This window comes from Microbacterium sp. CnD16-F, assembly GCF_024124465.1.
Taxonomy (GTDB): domain Bacteria; phylum Actinomycetota; class Actinomycetes; order Actinomycetales; family Microbacteriaceae; genus Microbacterium; species Microbacterium gawkjiense.
The window spans coordinates 17728-32672 of record NZ_JAMXSA010000030.1 but is presented as its reverse complement, the minus strand read 5'-3'; the positions used below and the strand labels follow the sequence as shown (position 1 = coordinate 32672).

Sequence of the window (14945 nt, the reverse complement as noted above, 5' to 3'; positions counted from 1 at the left end):
GCCGGGGCGGGATCGCCGTCCGGGCCGGCCGCGGTCGGAGGCGCGGCATCCGTCTGTGTCCGTGCGGCCGCCGCACGTGCGGCGGCCAGGGCGGCCTGCGCCTTCGCGAGCTTCAGCTCCGCCTCTGCGGCGGCGGCCTCGGCTTCGAGACGGGCGAGTTCGGCAGCGGCTTCCTCGGCGCTCATGCCGCTCAGCCTAGCGAGAACCGGCGCTCGCGTTCCCGGACGACGGGGATCGTCAGCGCCGCCGCGACCAGCAGCGTCGTGGCGACACCGAGCACGGTCCCGCCCAGGGTGTCGGTCAACCAGTGCGCATGGACCTGCGTGCGACTGAACGCCATGAGCAGGGTCCACGCGACCCCGACGACGAGCACCCAGACGCGCGGGAAGAGAATGACCGCGACGGTGGCGATCACCGCGGCGTTCGCCGTGTGGCCGGACGGGAACGACCCGTGGTCGGAGATGACGAGCATCTCCTCCGGCCGCACGCGGCCGAAGATCCCTTTGAGCAGCTGCACGACGAGCGCGCCCACGATCGACGCGGCGAGGAAGAAGACCGCACCCCACGGCCGCCGGGCCAGCAGCAGCAACCCCGCGCCGACGAGGGGCACGACGTAGGTCCCGATGACCCCCGCGCCCAGGACGTTCATGAGCAGCGACACGGGTCGGATGCCGGGGAGGAACGTCGCGACGTAGGCGTTCCACCAGGAATCGAGGTCGATGAGTTCGGAGTCGGTCGACTCGACGGCGATCCCGGTGGCGACGGCCGCGACGAGGAGCACCGCGCCGATCACCGCCAGCCGCAGGCCGATACCGATCTCGTGTTCGTGCGTGGGCACTGTCATGGACCCATCCTGCTCGACGCGGGGCGCCGTCAGGCACCCCTTGCGCAGCCGCGCGGGATGCCCCACACGTCACGAGACCCTATGAAACGCTCACCGCCCAGGGCCCGTGCAGATGCAGGCGAATAACATCGAAGCGGCGCACCTGCGCCCTCCCCACCCCGACCGACGAGGCCACTCCCATGACCCCGAACGATCCCACCGGTAAGCGCACGAGCGGCAACCCTGCCACGCAGGCGCAGCTGAACCTCACCGTGAAGCAGCAGCGCGAGCAGCAGAAGCAGCAGAAGCTCGCCGAGTACCAGCGCCAGCTCGCCAAGCGCCGCCGCACGAAGACCACCTGGTGGATCGTCGGCGTCACCGCCGCCGTCGTGGTCGTCGGCCTCGTGGCCGCCTCCTACTTCCTCACGCCCCGCCCCGTAACCGTCGCCCGCGGCGACGGCGACGGCTCGGGCATCTCGGGGGTGCAGACCTTCGAGCACACCGCCAACCACGTCGAGGGTGCCGTCGACTACGAGCAGACCCCTCCCGCCGGCGGCGACCACAACGCGGTCTGGCTGAACTGCGGCGTCTACGACCAGCCCGTCCCGAACGAGAACGCCGTCCACACCCTCGAGCACGGCGCCATCTGGATCACGTACGACCCGGCGCAGGTCGACCAGGCCGGCATCGACGCCCTCGACGCGCAGCTGCCCTCGGACCACACCGTGCTCTCGCCCTACGAGGACATGGACACTCCCATCGCCGTCAGCGCGTGGAACGCGCAGCTGAAGGTCGACTCCCCCGACGATGAGCGCATCGGCGAGTTCATCAAGGCCTACTGGCGCAACGTGAACGGTCCCGAGCCGGGCGCCGCGTGCACCGGCGCTCTGGACGCGCCCGGCAAGCAGTGACCGACGGCACCGTCGGCGACGAGCCGGGCACCGAGCGCACCCTGCCCCCGTGGTGGGTCGTGCTGCTCGTGGGCCTCGCCATCGCCGCGGTGGCGTTCGCGATCGGCCGCTTCTCGACGTTCGGCATCGCCGGCTCCACCCCGGGTGAAGGCTCCGCCGACGCCGGCTTCGCCCGCGACATGCAGATGCACCACGCGCAGGCGGTCGACATGGCGATGACCATCTACGCCGAGACCGACGACGACGAGCTCCGCGCCCTCGCGTACGACATCGCGACCGGGCAGTCGTCGCAGCGCGGCGAGATGCTGGACTGGCTGGTCCGCTGGGGGCTGCCGCAGTACGACGACCAGCCGATGGCGTGGATGGCGGCATCCGATTCCTCCGGGCATGCGCACGCCGGCGCCGACGGCGAGCCCCTCTCGGACGAAGAGATGCGCGAGCAGATGGGCATGGCCTCGGACGCCGAGCTGGCAGCTCTCAAGGCGGCCACCGGTCAGCAGGCGGACTGCTCGTTCCTCACCCTGATGATCCGCCACCACGAGGGCGCGATCCCGATGGCCGAGGCCGCCGTCGACCTCGCCTCCGACGAGCGCGTGCGGACGGTCGCTCAGACCATGATCAAGGGTCAGTCCTTCGAGATCCAGGCGATGACCTCGATGCAGCAGCGCCTCGGCTGCAGCGGTTGACCCGCAGACGAACGAAGAGGGGGATGCCGGTGGCCACCGGCATCCCCCTCTCTCGTCGTTCCGGGCTCAGCCCTTCGTCGCACCCGCGAGCAGGCCGCGGACGAAGAAGCGCTGCAGCGCGAAGAACACGATGAGCGGGACGATGATCGAGATGAACGTGCCCGCCGACTGCAGGAACCAGCGGTTGCCCCAGGTTCCCGACAGCGAGTTCAGCGCCTGCGTGATCGGCAGGGCGCCCGGCGAGGCGAAGATCGTCGCGACCAGCAGGTCGTTCCACACCCACAGGAACTGGAAGATCGCGAACGACGCGATCGCCGGAGCGGCCAGCGGCAGGATGATCCGGAAGAAGACCTGACCGTGGCCGGCGCCGTCCACCCGCGCCGCCTCGATGACCTCACCCGGGATCTCCGCGATGAAGTTGTGCAGCATGAACGTCGCCAGCGGCAGCGCGAAAATGGCGTGCGCGATCCAGACGCGGGCGAAGCTGTACTGCACGTCGTTCAGACCGAAGCCCGGGAAGATCGGCACTTCGTTGATGGTGAGCCCCTGCGAGAAGAGGGACAGCAGCGGCACGAGGGCCATCTGCAGCGGCACGATCTGCAGGGCGAACACGAAGACGAACAGCGCGCTGCGCCCCTTGAAGTCGATCCACGCGAACGCGTAGGCCGCCAGCGCCGCCATGACGATCGGGAAGACCGTCGCGGGGATGGTGATCGCGAGCGAGTTCACGAACGCCGAGGCGAGTGTCGTCGACGTACCGCCCGAGTTCAGCGCCTCGAAATAGTTGTCGAGGGTGAAGTCGGGGTTGGTGAACACGGTCCACCAACCGGTCGACTGCGTGTCGGCGCCGGGTCGGAACGAGGTGACGAACAGGCCGAACGTCGGGATCGTCCAGAAGATGGCGATGATGACGGCCGCGATCGTCGCGCCCTTCGACGTCAGCTTCTTGTGGGCGATCGCCTCGTTCTTGCGGGTGTCGCGCGCGACCTGGCGGGCCGTGCGGTTGTCGACCGGTGTGGTGGGTGCTGCGACGGTCATCAGCGGATCTCCCTCTGCTTGGCCATCGATCGGGCGTTGTAGATGATCAGCGGCAGGACGAACAGGAACAGGACGACGGCCAGAGCGGACGAGTGACCGTAGCTCTGGAACCGCTGCTGCTGGTTGACCATCTCGAAGCCGAGGACGGTCGTATCGTCGCGACCGCCGGTCATGACGGCGACGATGTCGTACACCTTCAGCGAAGCGATCGTGATGGTCGTGAGCACGACGATCAGCGACGAGCGGATGCCGGGGACCGTGACGTTGCGGAACCGCTGCCACGCGTTGGTGCCGTCCAGCTGCGCCGCCTCCATCTGCTCGACGGGGACCGCCTTGATGGCCGCCGACAGGATCACCATCGCGAAACCGGTCTGCGTCCAGATGAAGACGACGAGGAGCATGAGCGTGTTGATGACCGGCTTGATCGCCAGCCACTGCACCGGGTCGCCCCCGAAGGCGGTGACGATGGCGTTCAGCAGACCGACCTGATCGCCCTGACGGGCGTCGTACATGAACTTCCAGATGATGCCGGCGCCGACGAACGAGATCGCGACGGGCATGAACACGAGGACCTTCAGGATCTTCTCGCCGCGGGCGCGATCGATGAAGACCGCGTAGGCGAGACCGATCACGACCGAGATCGTCGGTGCCAGAAGCGCCCACAGCAGCGTGTTGACCACCGACGCCGTACCGGTCGGGTTCGTGAACACCCAGATGTAGTTCTCCATGCCGACGAACTGCTCGCCCGACTTGTCGAAGAACGACTTGAAGATCGTCGAGATCGCCGGGTAGATCAGGCCGAGGATCAGCATGATGCTGGCCGGCGCCATGAAGAGGATCAGCTGGAACAGGTAGCCGGCGCCCTGACGGGAACGGAAGTCCGCAAAGAAGAGCAGTCCACCGACCAGCAGGGCGATCGCGACGACGTACACCACCGCGTTCGCGTAGGGACGCAGCAGGAGGAAGGCCAGCAGCGGGATCAGCAGGCAGGCCGCCAACCGCATGATGAAGTAGCCGCGGCCGGGCCGCGGGGCGAACTCGATCAGCACGAGGATGATGCCGACCACGATCCCGAACACCACCAGGATGACGGGGATCTGGACCAGCGGGTTCAGACCGCCGAGCCAGAGGAAGAAGCTGTTGAGCGAGAACCCGATGGTGATGCGTGCCGACTCCTCGCTGGAGGCCGTGAAGGCCAGCAGGAAGAAGAGCAGGACGATCAAGGCGAAGCCGGCGGCGACGACGATTCGGGTGATCGATCGTCCCTTGGGGTCCTGCGCGTGAGTGGTCACGGCGGGTTCGGTGTCGACCGGCCTGTCGACGGTGGTCTGCGACATGGGTGTCCCCTTCTGAGTACGACGATTTACTCGGGCGGTGCGGATGGGAGAAGCGGGGTCGGGCTGGTGCAGCCCGACCCCGCTCGGCTCAGCCGATCGTCAGGCGACGATCAGTTCTCGTAACCGGCCTGGATGTCCGAGAGCACCGTGTCGGTGTCCTTGCCGTCGATCCAGTCGACCATGCCCTTCCAGAACGAGCCCGAGCCCACCGTGGAGGGCATCAGGTCGGAGGCGTCGAAACGGAAGACCGTCGACTCGTCCTGGAGCGTCGTCATCGCTTCCTTGAGGAACTCGCTGGAGGCGAGGTTGGGGTCGGCGTTCTTGTTCGCGGAGATCACACCGCCGAGCTCGACACGAGCGTCGGCGAACTCCGGCGAGGCCATGAACTCCAGCACCTTCTGAGTGGACTCGTCGTCCGAGAAGCCGGCGACGAACTCGCCGCCACCCTCGACCTGGAGCTCGCCCTCGGTGTAGCCCGGCATGATGAACGCGTAGACGTCACCGTCGGGGGCGACCTCAGGGGTCTCGCCGTCGGCGGTCTGCACGTCGAGGAAGTTCGCCGAGAGGAACGACGCCTGGTGCGTGAGCGCGCAGTCGCCGCTCGCGACGGCCGCAGCCACGTCGCCGAACGCCGTCGAGTTGATGCTCTTGACGTCGCCGTAGCCAGCGTTGACGTAGTCCGGGTTGAGCAGGATGTCGCCGACCGCGTCGAACGCTTCCTTGATCTGCGGGTCGGTGAACTTCACGTCACCGGCCACCCACTGGTCGTAGACGTCGGGGCCGGACTGGCGCAGGACGAGGTCCTCGATCCAGTCGGTGCCCGGCCATCCCGACGCGGCGTCGGAGGCGAATCCGGCGCACCACGCGGGGCCGCCGGTGGTCTCGACGATCTTGTCGGTGAGGGCGATCATCTCGTCCCACGTCTTCGGGATCTCGACGCCCCACTCGGCGAACTGCTTCGGGGAGTACCAGACGTACCCCTTCAGGTTCGCGAGCATGGGAGCGGCGTAGAACTCGTCGTCGAACGTGCCGTAGTTCTTCCAGTCGGGCGACCAGTTCTCGTCGACGGCACTCTCGACCGCGTCGGAGGCGGGCAGCACCTTGCCGGTGTCGACGAGCGTCTTCAGCAGACCGGGCTGCGGGACGATCGCGATGTCCGGGGCGTCACCACCGGTGACCTTCGTGACGATGTTTCCTTCGAACGACTTGTCGCCGGTGTACTCGACCGTGATGCCGGTGTCGGCGGTGAACTTCTCAAACGACTTGTTGAGGGCGTCGGCCTCACCGCCGGTGATGCCTCCCGCGATGCGGACGGTCTTCTTCGCCTCGCCGCCCGTGCCGCCTTCGCCCTCGGTGCCACCTTCCGCACACCCGGCCAGCACCAGTGCTGCCGCGCCCAGAAGGGCGACCGGGGCAAGAAGACGGTATCGCTGTGACAATGCCATGTACTTCTCCTCTTTCGGGATCATCGTCCGCCCAGAGGAGCCTTGGCCGCATCCTTGGGGAACCGATTCCAGGACAACCTACTTGGCGGTAGCGCTTCGACACAACAGCGAAATATCAAGGTTCTGCATCCATTAGAGTACCTAGGCCCTCGAGCTGTGAGACCGCTCTCACGGCCGGCCCACGGAACCGGTTCCGGCGTGCCGTTCCAGGCACTACGCTGAGTCCTCGACCGAGGGGACGGTCGGACGGGGTCGAGGAGGACCGATGAGCACCATCGCCGACGTCGCAGGTGAGGCCGGCGTATCGAAGGCGACCGCCAGTCGCGCGCTGACCGGCAGCACGCAGGTGTCGGCCGATGCCCGACGACGTGTGCACGAGGCCGCACGCCGGCTCGGGTACACACCGTCGACGAGCGCCGTCAGCCTCGCGACGGGGCGCACCCGCAACGTCGGCGTCGTGATGCCGCACGTCAACCGATGGTTCTTCGCCGAAGTCCTCGAGGGCATCCAGCAGGCGCTCCTGGAACGCGGACTGGACCTCACCCTGTACGACGCCGATCCGGGCAGCGAGACCCGCCGTCGCGTGTTCGACGAGTTCCTCACCCGCAAGAGGTTCGACGGGCTCATCGCGGTCGGGCTGGAGCCCGCCGAGAGCGAGCTCGAGACCCTGCTGTCCCTCAGCCGCCCCGTCGTCAGCATCATCGGCACCGAGCGCACGACGAGCGTCGTGACCCTCGACGACGCGCACGCGGCCGCCCTGGCGACGGCACACCTCGTCGCGCTGGGACACCGCCGCATCGCGTTCCTCGGCGGCACGGCGGCGACGCTGTGGCCCCACGTCGAGTCCGCGCGCTACGAAGGCTACGAGCGCGAGATGCGCGAGTCGGGGCTCGGCGACCACATCAGCCGCACGCCCGCGGAGCTCACGATGTCCGCCGGCTACGCCGCCGCGGTCGATCTGCTCAGCGACCCCTCGCAGCGACCCACGGGACTGGTGGCGGCGTGCGACGAGGTCGCGATCGGCGCCATCATCGCGGCGCGGCGCCTCGGCATCCTGGTCCCCTCCGACCTCAGCGTCATCGGCATCGACGACCACGAGAACGCCGAGATGTTCGCCCTGACGACGCTGCGGCAGATCCCGCGCGAGCAGGGCGGGACGGCCGTGGAACTGCTCATGCGGCACATCGAGGATCCGACGGCCGAACCGACCAGCGTCATCATCCGACCGCGACTGGTGGTGCGGAACTCGACGTCCACACCGACCGGGTCATCGAGCGCCGCCGTCCGAGACGCCGCCTGGTCCTGACCCCCGGCATCCACCCCGGAAACGGCCGAAGGCCCCGGATGCCGAAGCATCCGAGGCCTTCGGAAAGGTGCGGAACCTTACTTGACGGACACCGTCGCGCCGGCGGCCTCGAGGGCCTCCTTCGCCTTGTCGGCGGCTTCCTTGTTCGCGCCCTCGAGCACGGCCTTGGGAGCACCGTCGACGACGGCCTTGGCCTCGCCGAGGCCGAGCGAGGTGAGCTCGCGGACGACCTTGATGACCTGGATCTTCTTGTCGCCGGCAGCCTCGAGGATGACGTCGAAGGAGTCCTTCTCCTCAACCTCTTCAGCAGCAGCGCCACCACCGGCACCGGCGACGGCGACGGGGGCAGCAGCGGTGACGTCGAACTTCTCCTCGAACGCCTTCACGAACTCGCTGAGCTCGACGAGGGTGAGGCCGGCGAACTGCTCGAGCAGCTCCTCGGTGGAAAGCTTCGCCATGATGTATCTCCTAGATAGATGGGGTGTGTGTAAAAGAGCTCGCTCGTCGCTTACGCGGCGTCAGCGGTCTCCAGCTTTTCGCGAAGCGCGTCGATGGTGGCGGCAGCCTTGCCCATCGTCGCCTTCATCATGCCCGCAGCCTTCGCCAGCAGAACCTCGCGGCTCTCGAGCGAGGCGTACTTGTTGACCTCGTCGGCCGAGAGCGCGTTGCCCTCGAAGATGCCGCCCTTGATCACGAGAAGCGGGTTGGCCTTGGCGAAGTCACGCAGAGCCTTGGCAGTGGCGACGAAGTCGCCGTGCACGAAAGCGACGGCCGAGGGACCCTTGAGGTCCTCGTCCAGCGCCGTGATCCCCGCGTTGTTCGCGGCGATCTTGGTCAGCGTGTTCTTCACCACGGCGTACTGCGCGTCCTGACGGATCGCGTTGCGCAGCTGCTTGAGCTGGGCAACCGTCAGACCGCGGTACTCGGTCAGCAAGACGGCGTTCGAGTCCTCGAAGTTCTTCGTGAGCTCGGCGACCGATGCATCCTTCTGCGCCATGGTCACTCCTTGATGTGTACGAGACGCCCCGCGGTGGCGGGACGTCGACCTCGACGGTCGGGCTACATGAGAAAAGCTCCGGCGCAAGCGCACGGAGCTTCGGCCCGGTTTCCCGGAAGTCTGTCGTACACCTGCGTGGGCCCCTGCGATGCAGAGCTTCGATCGTGTGCGCGGGCGCACAGCGATGACCGACGGTCTTTGGCTTGTCCCCCAGTGTACGCCGCGCTCGCGCACCCGCCAAATCCCGGCATCCGGTCCGTGCGTTCGCGCGAAAGCGCGCACGCGTGCCGGTGGGTGCGGGCGAGCCGCCGCCGCGTCGTCCACATCATGTGCTCCCGACGAGAGCACACGATGTGGACGGTTCAGGAGATGTGCAGTCGTTCAGAGCACATGATGTGCACGACGGAGGAGGCAGGGGATGCCGCGTTCGCCGCGCTCATGGGCGGGGTGAGATCCGGAAGGCAGCCATCCGGGCGGCGAGCACCTGCGGTGTGTCGAGGTCCGTCCACCCGATGCGCACCAGTCGCTTCTGTGTCACGCCTCGGATCCAATCCTCACGCTGCTTCTCCAGGAGCAGGATGTCGTCCAGGTGTCGACCGGCGCGGAGCTCATCGTCGCGGTACTTGACCGCACCGTCGAACTCGACGAGAACGTTCTCGTCCTCCAGCTCGATATCGACGCGGTAGTCCGAGCCGGCGGGCCCGCGCACCGGGACCTGGAGCCGGAATCGGGCGAACCCGATCTCCGCCAGCATCCAGCGCGCGATGCTCTCGCCCGTACTCTCGGCGAGACCGTTCGCGAAGGCGATGACCGTCCCGGCACGAGCCGCTCCGCGTGAACCGCGCTTTCGCCGGCCGATGTCGAGCACACTCTGACGCCAGCGCTCGACCGCCTCGGGATCGCCGCCGGATGTGGACGCCACGATGCGCAATGCCGCGTCGGCGGCCGCGACACCGCTGGACGGCGGCAGAACTCGACACACATCCCAGAGCGTCCGGGCCAAGGTCGTGCAGGGCACATCGAACCGGTTCGTGATCTCGGACGGCTCGAGCCGATCCGCGTGTCGGCGCAGCGCCGCGCGACTGACCAGCCGGCCATCCGCCGGCATGCTCACGTGAACCGCATCGGGTACGTGCCGTGCAAGCGGCAGTCCCCACAGCACCGCTGCGGACTGATAGGAGAACACGCTCGTCCCGTCCTTCCGCTCAGCATCGGCGGCGGCGATCTCGACGAGGTGGCGCGCTTCGGGCCATAGGTCGTCGAACTGCTCGGCGAGGACGTATCGATTGCGTTGGATCCGCAGCATCCGACCCTCTCTCACCGCGTCCGTGATGTCACGCGACCGCCACCCGGAGCGTTCCAGATCGGCACGATCGAGAATCAGCCGGCGCGCTTCGGCGAACGAGATGTGTCGAGGCATGCAGCGAGCCTCCCCAGGGCGACCCGGCCGAGAGGGGTTCGCGCGCCGAACCGGGGAAGCCTCCGCAATCCGTCGTCCAGTGGAGGAAGCGACGGATGTTCACATCATGTCGTCCGCACGAGAACACACGTTCCGCGCAGCTCACGACGTGTGATGTCGACCAGACGACATGATGTGGACAGAAGGGCGGATGCCGGGCGGCAGCGCACGGGCGGCAGCGCAGCGCGGCAGCGCAGCGCGCGGGCGACGCAGCGCACGCCCTCGCGCGCCGGCACCGGCGCGGGTCAGTGCGAGGAGAAGGCGGATCGATGGCGCGGGTGGGCGAGCACCTGATCGCCGGGGTGCGCGAGGTCGTGTACTCCCGTTCCGCGCCGCTCGCGACGGCGCACCTGTCGATCGTGCAGTCCGCGACGGGTGCGGAGGCGGGCGTCCTGGGCGCCAGCATCCTCGCCGTCGAGCATGCGCTCTCCCGGGACGTCCTCGCCGCGGGGGTCGAGACCGTCTGATCGGGCGACGGCCGCGCGCGGCGGGTCGGGACAGCCCGTGCGGGAAGGGCGACTTAGGATCGACGGGTGACTCCCGAACTCGCCGCCCGGATCGTCGCGGACTCCCGCGACCGGGTCGCGTGGATGCGGGCCCGCTCCCGCGGGATCACGGCCACGGACGTCGCCGCGCTCACCAGCGAGAAGGCGATCGCCCGAGCGGCCGAGGCGAAACTGAACGGCTCCGGATTCAGCGGCAACGCCTACACCGACCACGGTCGACGGCGTGAGCCCGAGATCGCCGCCTGGGTCGCGGCGACCCACGGCATCCGTCCGTCGTCGGCGCTGTTCCACGCCGAGATCGAGAAGCGGCACCTCGCCACCCCCGACGGGATCATGGTGGATGCCGCGGGCCGCGTCACGCTCGCCGAGATCAAGACGACCAACAAGACGTGGAAGTCGATCCCCCGTACGTACCTGCGTCAGGTGTGGTGGCAGCAGCACGTCCTCGGCGCCGAGCGCACGCTCGTCGTGTGGGAGGAGCACCAGGACTTCGTCCCGCTCCGGGACGAGCCGCGGTGCGCCTGGATCGATCGTGACGAGGCCGAGATCGGGTCGCTCGTGCGCCTGGCGACCGCCTTGATCGACGAGCTCTACCACCGCACGACCGGTAAGACGCCGCCGGTGCGCGAGACGGCCGCGCCGGTGAGCCGCCGCGAGCAGCTGCGCGAACGCGACATCTTCCGAGCGCTCGCCCTCGCCGACTGATCCCCCGCGATGAGGCCGCCTCGGGGCGGTGTTCCGTCGCGCCTCGGGGAGATAGTTGACGTGGATCAAATGACGGCATATAGTTGACGTCTATCAAATGTTGACCTGAATCATCTAACTGGAGTTGCATGTCCACCTCGACCCCCACCGCGCCGCGCCGGGTCCTCGCCCCGCTCTCGGGGCTGCTCCTCGGCATGTTCGTGTCGATGATCGCGTCGACGGTCGTCTCGACGTCGCTGCCCGTGATCATCCACGAGCTCGAGGGCGACCAGGGCGCGTTCACCTGGGTGGTGACCGCCACGCTGCTCACCACGGCCATCTCGACGCCCATTTGGGGCAAGCTCGCCGACCTCGTGAACCGCAAGGCGCTCTACCAGATCGCGCTCGTCATCTTCGTCCTCGCGACCGCCGCAGCCGGGTTCGCGCAGGACCCCGGCACGCTGATCGCGTTCCGCGCCGTGCAGGGTCTCGGCGCAGGAGGCCTCGCGGCCCTCAGCCAGGTGCTCATGGCCGACATCATCAGCCCGCGTGAGCGCGGCCGCTACATGGGCCTGTTCGGCGCCGTCATGGCCGTCGCGACCGTCGGCGGCCCGCTGCTGGGTGGCGTCATCACCGACGCGTTCGGCTGGCGCTGGAACTTCTTCGTGTCGCTCCCGATCGCCGTCGCCGCGCTCATCATGGTGCAGCGCACCCTGCCTCACTCGAGCGTGAGCAGTCGCCGTCCGAAGATCGACTACCTCGGCATCGTGCTGCTGTCCACCGCCGTCTCGCTGCTGCTCATCTGGGTCACCAGCGCCGGCTCCAGCTTCGATTGGTGGGGCACCGAGACCATCCTCATGGTCGGTGGCGCCCTCGTCGCCGCCGTGCTGTTCGTCGTCGTCGAACTGCGCACCAGCGAGCCGCTCGTGCCGCTCACCCTCTTCCGCGACCGCACCTTCACCCTCGCGGTCGTCGCCTCGATCGCCACGGGCATCGCGATGTTCGGTGCGTCGGTCTTCCTCGGCCAGTACATGCAGATGGCCCGCGGCGCCACGCCGACCGAGGCCGGCCTCATGACGATCCCGATGATCGCGGGGCTCCTGCTGTCGTCGGTCGGTGTCGGTGCGCTCATCACGCGCTTCGGCCACTGGAAGCCGTACCTCGTCGTGGGCAGCATCCTGCTGACCGCCGGCGCGACCCTCCTGTCGACCATCCACTACGACACCGACTTCTTCCTCGTCTCGGTCTACATGTTCCTGCTGGGCGCGGGCGTCGGCATGACGATGCAGAACCTCGTCCTAGCGGTGCAGAACACCGCGAAGCCGTCGGAGATCGGCGTCGCGAGTTCGGGTGTGACCTTCTTCCGCAGCCTCGGCGGCACCGTCGGCGTCTCGCTCATGGGCGCGGCGCTCGCCACGCGCGTCACCGACCTGTTCGGCGGAGCGCAGGAGAAGATCGTCGCCGTCCTCACCGCCCTCGGGCCCGAGGGGGCGACCTGGGCCAAGCAGCTCGCCTCCGGCGCACTCCCCCGCGTCGCCACCATGCCCGAGAGCCTCCGCGTGATCGTCGAGGACATCTACGCGCAGGGCATCTCGTCCGCGTTCCTCATCGCGGTGCCGTTCGGTGTGATCAGCATCCTGGCCGTGATCTTCCTGCCCAACCGCAGCCTCAGCACCATGACGACCTCCGAGCGTCGCCAGGCGTCGGAGGCCGACCTGGCCACCGTGTCGGTGCCCGCCGGAATGGACGCCGTCACCGCGACGGGCACGGTTCCCGTGGTCGACCCCGACGCCCGGGCGGACGAGACCGCGAGCGAGGCACGGCGATAACATGGACACGATGTCCGCAGCGACCGACCGAGAGGCCCGCACCCGCGCGGTGCGGGCTCTCGAGGGCGAGTTCAGCGACCTGATCACCCTCTTCAGGCGCAAGATCACCGAGAACGCCAACCGTGTGAGCCCGGGGATGCTGCCGGGCGCCTACAAGGTCTTCACGACGATCGTGCGTCACGAGCCGGTCACCCAGTCCGCCCTCGCCGAGATGCTCCTGCTCGACAAGGGCCAACTCAGCCGGAGCGTGCGCGAGCTCACGGAGCTCGGACTCATCGAACGCACCCCCGACCCCAACGACGGCCGGTCGAGCCTGCTGAGCGCCACGGCGCACGGCCGCGATCGCCTCGCGGATGCCCGGGGCCCCCAGGAGGGCGCGCTGCTCGCCGCGCTGGAGGACTGGCGGGTCGAGGACATCGAGAACCTCGCCCGACTGCTGCACGCCCTCGTCGCCGGATCCCGACCCGACGGCGGCCCCACCACGTAGGCCGCCGCCGGGATTCTCGCTCCGGTGACGCCGACGTAACACCGTCGAGACAATGTCGCGATTGACTGGTCTTCCACCGAGCACCCCCGCGCTCGCCGTCGAGCGCAGGTGAGAAGGAGCAGCCGATGCGATTCCGGCCGCTGCGATCCGCAGCCCCCACCGCGAGCGAGGCCGTCGAGGTGACCGCTCCTCCCCCGGACATGCGCGGCGTGGTCTACGACGCCCCGGGCGACGCCGAGGCCCTCCGTGTCGCCCGGCTGCCCGTCCCGAAACCAGCGCTCAGCGAACTGCTCGTGCGCGTCGTCGCCGCCGGCGTGAACCCCATCGACGCCAAGACCCGCGCGGGTCGCGGCCTGAACGGTCTCCTCGACGGTGATCCCACGCCCCTCGGCTTCGACTTCAGCGGGGTCGTCGTCGCGAGCCCGTTCGAGGCCCACCCGTTGCAGCCGGGCGACCCGGTGTTCGGGATGGCGGCCTTCCCCCGGACGGGCGGGAGCTACGCCGACTACCTCGTCGTGCCCACCCTGTCGGTGGCGCGCAAGCCCGCCTCGCTGTCGCACGTCGAGGCGGCGGGGGTGCCGGTCGCGGCGCTCACTGCCTGGGGACTCGTCGTCGAGACCGCTCACGCGCACGAGGGCCAGCGCATCCTCATCCACGCCGGCTCCGGCGGCGTCGGTCACTTCGCCGTGCAGCTCGCGGCCTACTTCGGTGCCCACGTGACGGCGACCGGTTCGGAGCGCAACCTCGGTTGGCTGCGCGAGCTCGGGGCATCCGTCGCCATCGACTACACGACGACCCGCTTCGAGGAGGTCGTCGGCGAGGTGGACGTCGTCATCGACCTCGTGGGCAACGTCCACGGCGACACCGGTACGCGGTCCCTGACCGTCCTGCGCCGGGGCGGTCTATACGTCATGGTGCCTACGGGAGCCTGGGACGGATACGCGGATGCCGCCGCGGCGGCCGGCGTGCGCGCGACCTCCTACAAGACGATCCCCGACGGTGCCGTGCTCGCGACGCTCGGACGCCTGCTCGACTCGGGTGCCGTGCAGGTCTACATCGACCGGGTGTACGACCTCGCCGACGCCGCCGAGGCGCACCGCGAGCTCGAACGCGGCCACACGCGCGGCAAGATCGTGCTGAGCGTGGCGGACGCCTGATGCGCCGCATCCGCCTCGTCGTCCGAGGCATCGTCCAGGGTGTCGGGTTCCGGTTCGCGATGCAGCACACCGCGCGTGCGGCCGGTGCCACCGGATGGGTGCGCAACCTCTCGAACGGCACGGTCGAGGCCGAGGTGCAGGGCGACGCGGCCGCCGTCGAGGCGGTCGTCGACTGGGCGGCGAAGGGGCCGCGCGGGGGCGTCGTCGACGACGTCGTGCTGACCGAGGTCACGCCGCAGGACGAGGAGGCGGACTTCGAGATCCGCCGCGACGCCTGACG

General features: G+C 68.7%; 16 protein-coding genes and 1 pseudogene. 9 read left to right on the top strand and 8 right to left on the bottom strand.

Annotated features, from left to right (window positions below):
- Both NH287_RS09525 and NH287_RS09520 read right to left on the bottom strand, forming a co-directional pair.
- The coding region (locus NH287_RS09525; protein WP_253035418.1) for a hypothetical protein at positions 1-185 on the bottom strand (185 nt) is incomplete at its 3' end.
- A gap of 5 nt (positions 186-190) precedes the next feature.
- The gene (locus NH287_RS09520) at positions 191-844 is read right to left on the bottom strand and encodes a phosphatase PAP2 family protein (RefSeq protein WP_253035417.1); all 654 of its coding nucleotides are present in this window, start codon (positions 842-844) and stop codon (positions 191-193) included.
- Positions 845-1023: 179 nt separating this feature from the next.
- Here NH287_RS09520 and NH287_RS09515 point away from each other — a divergent pair, with 179 nt between their 5' ends.
- Both NH287_RS09515 and NH287_RS09510 read left to right on the top strand, forming a co-directional pair.
- A complete protein-coding gene (locus NH287_RS09515) occupies positions 1024-1734 on the top strand; it encodes a DUF3105 domain-containing protein (protein WP_253035416.1) in 711 nt (236 codons plus the stop codon).
- Complete coding sequence (locus NH287_RS09510) at positions 1731-2420, top strand: DUF305 domain-containing protein (RefSeq protein ID WP_253035415.1); 690 nt, start codon at positions 1731-1733, stop codon at positions 2418-2420. The genes NH287_RS09515 and NH287_RS09510 overlap by 4 nt, the downstream gene beginning before the upstream one ends.
- Positions 2421-2486: 66 nt before the next feature.
- On the opposite strand, the gene NH287_RS09505 is transcribed toward NH287_RS09510, so the two are convergent.
- The 3 genes from NH287_RS09505 to NH287_RS09495 all read right to left on the bottom strand — a co-directional run bounded on the left by NH287_RS09505 (position 2487) and on the right by NH287_RS09495 (position 6240).
- On the bottom strand, positions 2487-3458 hold the full coding sequence (locus NH287_RS09505) for a carbohydrate ABC transporter permease (RefSeq protein ID WP_253035414.1): 972 nt from the start codon (positions 3456-3458) through the stop codon (positions 2487-2489).
- Positions 3458-4795, bottom strand: coding sequence for a carbohydrate ABC transporter permease (locus tag NH287_RS09500; RefSeq protein WP_253035413.1), 1338 nt, complete (start codon positions 4793-4795; stop codon positions 3458-3460). Before NH287_RS09500 ends, NH287_RS09505 begins: the two co-directional genes overlap by 1 nt.
- 110 nt (positions 4796-4905) lie before the next feature.
- A complete protein-coding gene (locus NH287_RS09495) occupies positions 4906-6240 on the bottom strand; it encodes an ABC transporter substrate-binding protein (RefSeq protein WP_253035412.1) in 1335 nt (444 codons plus the stop codon).
- 265 nt (positions 6241-6505) lie between these two features.
- Between NH287_RS09495 and NH287_RS09490 the strand changes: the two genes are divergently transcribed.
- Entirely contained in the window at positions 6506-7546 is a 1041-nt protein-coding gene (locus NH287_RS09490; protein WP_253035411.1) for a LacI family DNA-binding transcriptional regulator, read from the top strand.
- Positions 7547-7623: 77 nt separating this feature from the next.
- Here the strand turns inward: NH287_RS09490 and rplL are convergent, their stop codons facing one another.
- The 3 genes from rplL to NH287_RS09475 all read right to left on the bottom strand — a co-directional run bounded on the left by rplL (position 7624) and on the right by NH287_RS09475 (position 9963).
- Positions 7624-8004, bottom strand: coding sequence for a 50S ribosomal protein L7/L12 (rplL, locus tag NH287_RS09485; protein ID WP_018186979.1), 381 nt, complete (start codon positions 8002-8004; stop codon positions 7624-7626).
- Between the two features lie 50 nt (positions 8005-8054).
- The gene (gene rplJ / locus NH287_RS09480) at positions 8055-8543 is read right to left on the bottom strand and encodes a 50S ribosomal protein L10 (RefSeq protein ID WP_064002996.1); all 489 of its coding nucleotides are present in this window, start codon (positions 8541-8543) and stop codon (positions 8055-8057) included.
- Positions 8544-8979: 436 nt separating this feature from the next.
- The gene (locus NH287_RS09475; protein ID WP_253035410.1) at positions 8980-9963 is read right to left on the bottom strand and encodes a hypothetical protein; all 984 of its coding nucleotides are present in this window, start codon (positions 9961-9963) and stop codon (positions 8980-8982) included.
- Positions 9964-10262: 299 nt separating this feature from the next.
- Here NH287_RS09475 and NH287_RS09470 point away from each other — a divergent pair.
- The 6 genes and pseudogenes from NH287_RS09470 to NH287_RS09445 all read left to right on the top strand — a co-directional run.
- Positions 10263-10469: pseudogene (locus NH287_RS09470) on the top strand (sugar kinase); the annotation flags it as partial.
- A 66-nt stretch (positions 10470-10535) separates the two neighbouring features.
- Positions 10536-11213: a YqaJ viral recombinase family protein gene (locus tag NH287_RS09465; protein WP_253035409.1), complete on the top strand. Its 678-nt coding sequence runs from the start codon at positions 10536-10538 to the stop codon at positions 11211-11213.
- A 128-nt stretch (positions 11214-11341) separates the two neighbouring features.
- Positions 11342-13021, top strand: coding sequence for an MDR family MFS transporter (locus NH287_RS09460; RefSeq protein WP_253035408.1), 1680 nt, complete (start codon positions 11342-11344; stop codon positions 13019-13021).
- A 10-nt stretch (positions 13022-13031) separates the two neighbouring features.
- On the top strand, positions 13032-13508 hold the full coding sequence (locus NH287_RS09455) for a MarR family winged helix-turn-helix transcriptional regulator (protein ID WP_217530797.1): 477 nt from the start codon (positions 13032-13034) through the stop codon (positions 13506-13508).
- A gap of 125 nt (positions 13509-13633) precedes the next feature.
- Positions 13634-14665: an NADP-dependent oxidoreductase gene (locus tag NH287_RS09450; protein WP_253035407.1), complete on the top strand. Its 1032-nt coding sequence runs from the start codon at positions 13634-13636 to the stop codon at positions 14663-14665.
- The gene (locus tag NH287_RS09445) at positions 14665-14943 is read left to right on the top strand and encodes an acylphosphatase (RefSeq protein ID WP_253035406.1); all 279 of its coding nucleotides are present in this window, start codon (positions 14665-14667) and stop codon (positions 14941-14943) included. Before NH287_RS09450 ends, NH287_RS09445 begins: the two co-directional genes overlap by 1 nt.
- Positions 14944-14945 lie beyond the last annotated feature (2 nt).

Coding starts and splice junctions, on each gene's coding strand:
- NH287_RS09520 (WP_253035417.1), bottom strand. CDS start 844: ATGACAGTGCCCACGCACGAACACGAGATCGGTATCGGCCTGCGGCTG.
- NH287_RS09515 (WP_253035416.1), top strand. CDS start 1,024: ATGACCCCGAACGATCCCACCGGTAAGCGCACGAGCGGCAACCCTGCC.
- NH287_RS09505 (WP_253035414.1), bottom strand. CDS start 3,458: ATGACCGTCGCAGCACCCACCACACCGGTCGACAACCGCACGGCCCGC.
- NH287_RS09500 (WP_253035413.1), bottom strand. CDS start 4,795: ATGTCGCAGACCACCGTCGACAGGCCGGTCGACACCGAACCCGCCGTG.
- NH287_RS09495 (WP_253035412.1), bottom strand. CDS start 6,240: ATGGCATTGTCACAGCGATACCGTCTTCTTGCCCCGGTCGCCCTTCTG.
- NH287_RS09490 (WP_253035411.1), top strand. CDS start 6,506: ATGAGCACCATCGCCGACGTCGCAGGTGAGGCCGGCGTATCGAAGGCG.
- rplL (WP_018186979.1), bottom strand. CDS start 8,004: ATGGCGAAGCTTTCCACCGAGGAGCTGCTCGAGCAGTTCGCCGGCCTC.
- rplJ (WP_064002996.1), bottom strand. CDS start 8,543: ATGGCGCAGAAGGATGCATCGGTCGCCGAGCTCACGAAGAACTTCGAG.
- NH287_RS09475 (WP_253035410.1), bottom strand. CDS start 9,963: ATGCCTCGACACATCTCGTTCGCCGAAGCGCGCCGGCTGATTCTCGAT.
- NH287_RS09460 (WP_253035408.1), top strand. CDS start 11,342: ATGTCCACCTCGACCCCCACCGCGCCGCGCCGGGTCCTCGCCCCGCTC.
- NH287_RS09455 (WP_217530797.1), top strand. CDS start 13,032: ATGTCCGCAGCGACCGACCGAGAGGCCCGCACCCGCGCGGTGCGGGCT.
- NH287_RS09450 (WP_253035407.1), top strand. CDS start 13,634: ATGCGATTCCGGCCGCTGCGATCCGCAGCCCCCACCGCGAGCGAGGCC.
- NH287_RS09445 (WP_253035406.1), top strand. CDS start 14,665: ATGCGCCGCATCCGCCTCGTCGTCCGAGGCATCGTCCAGGGTGTCGGG.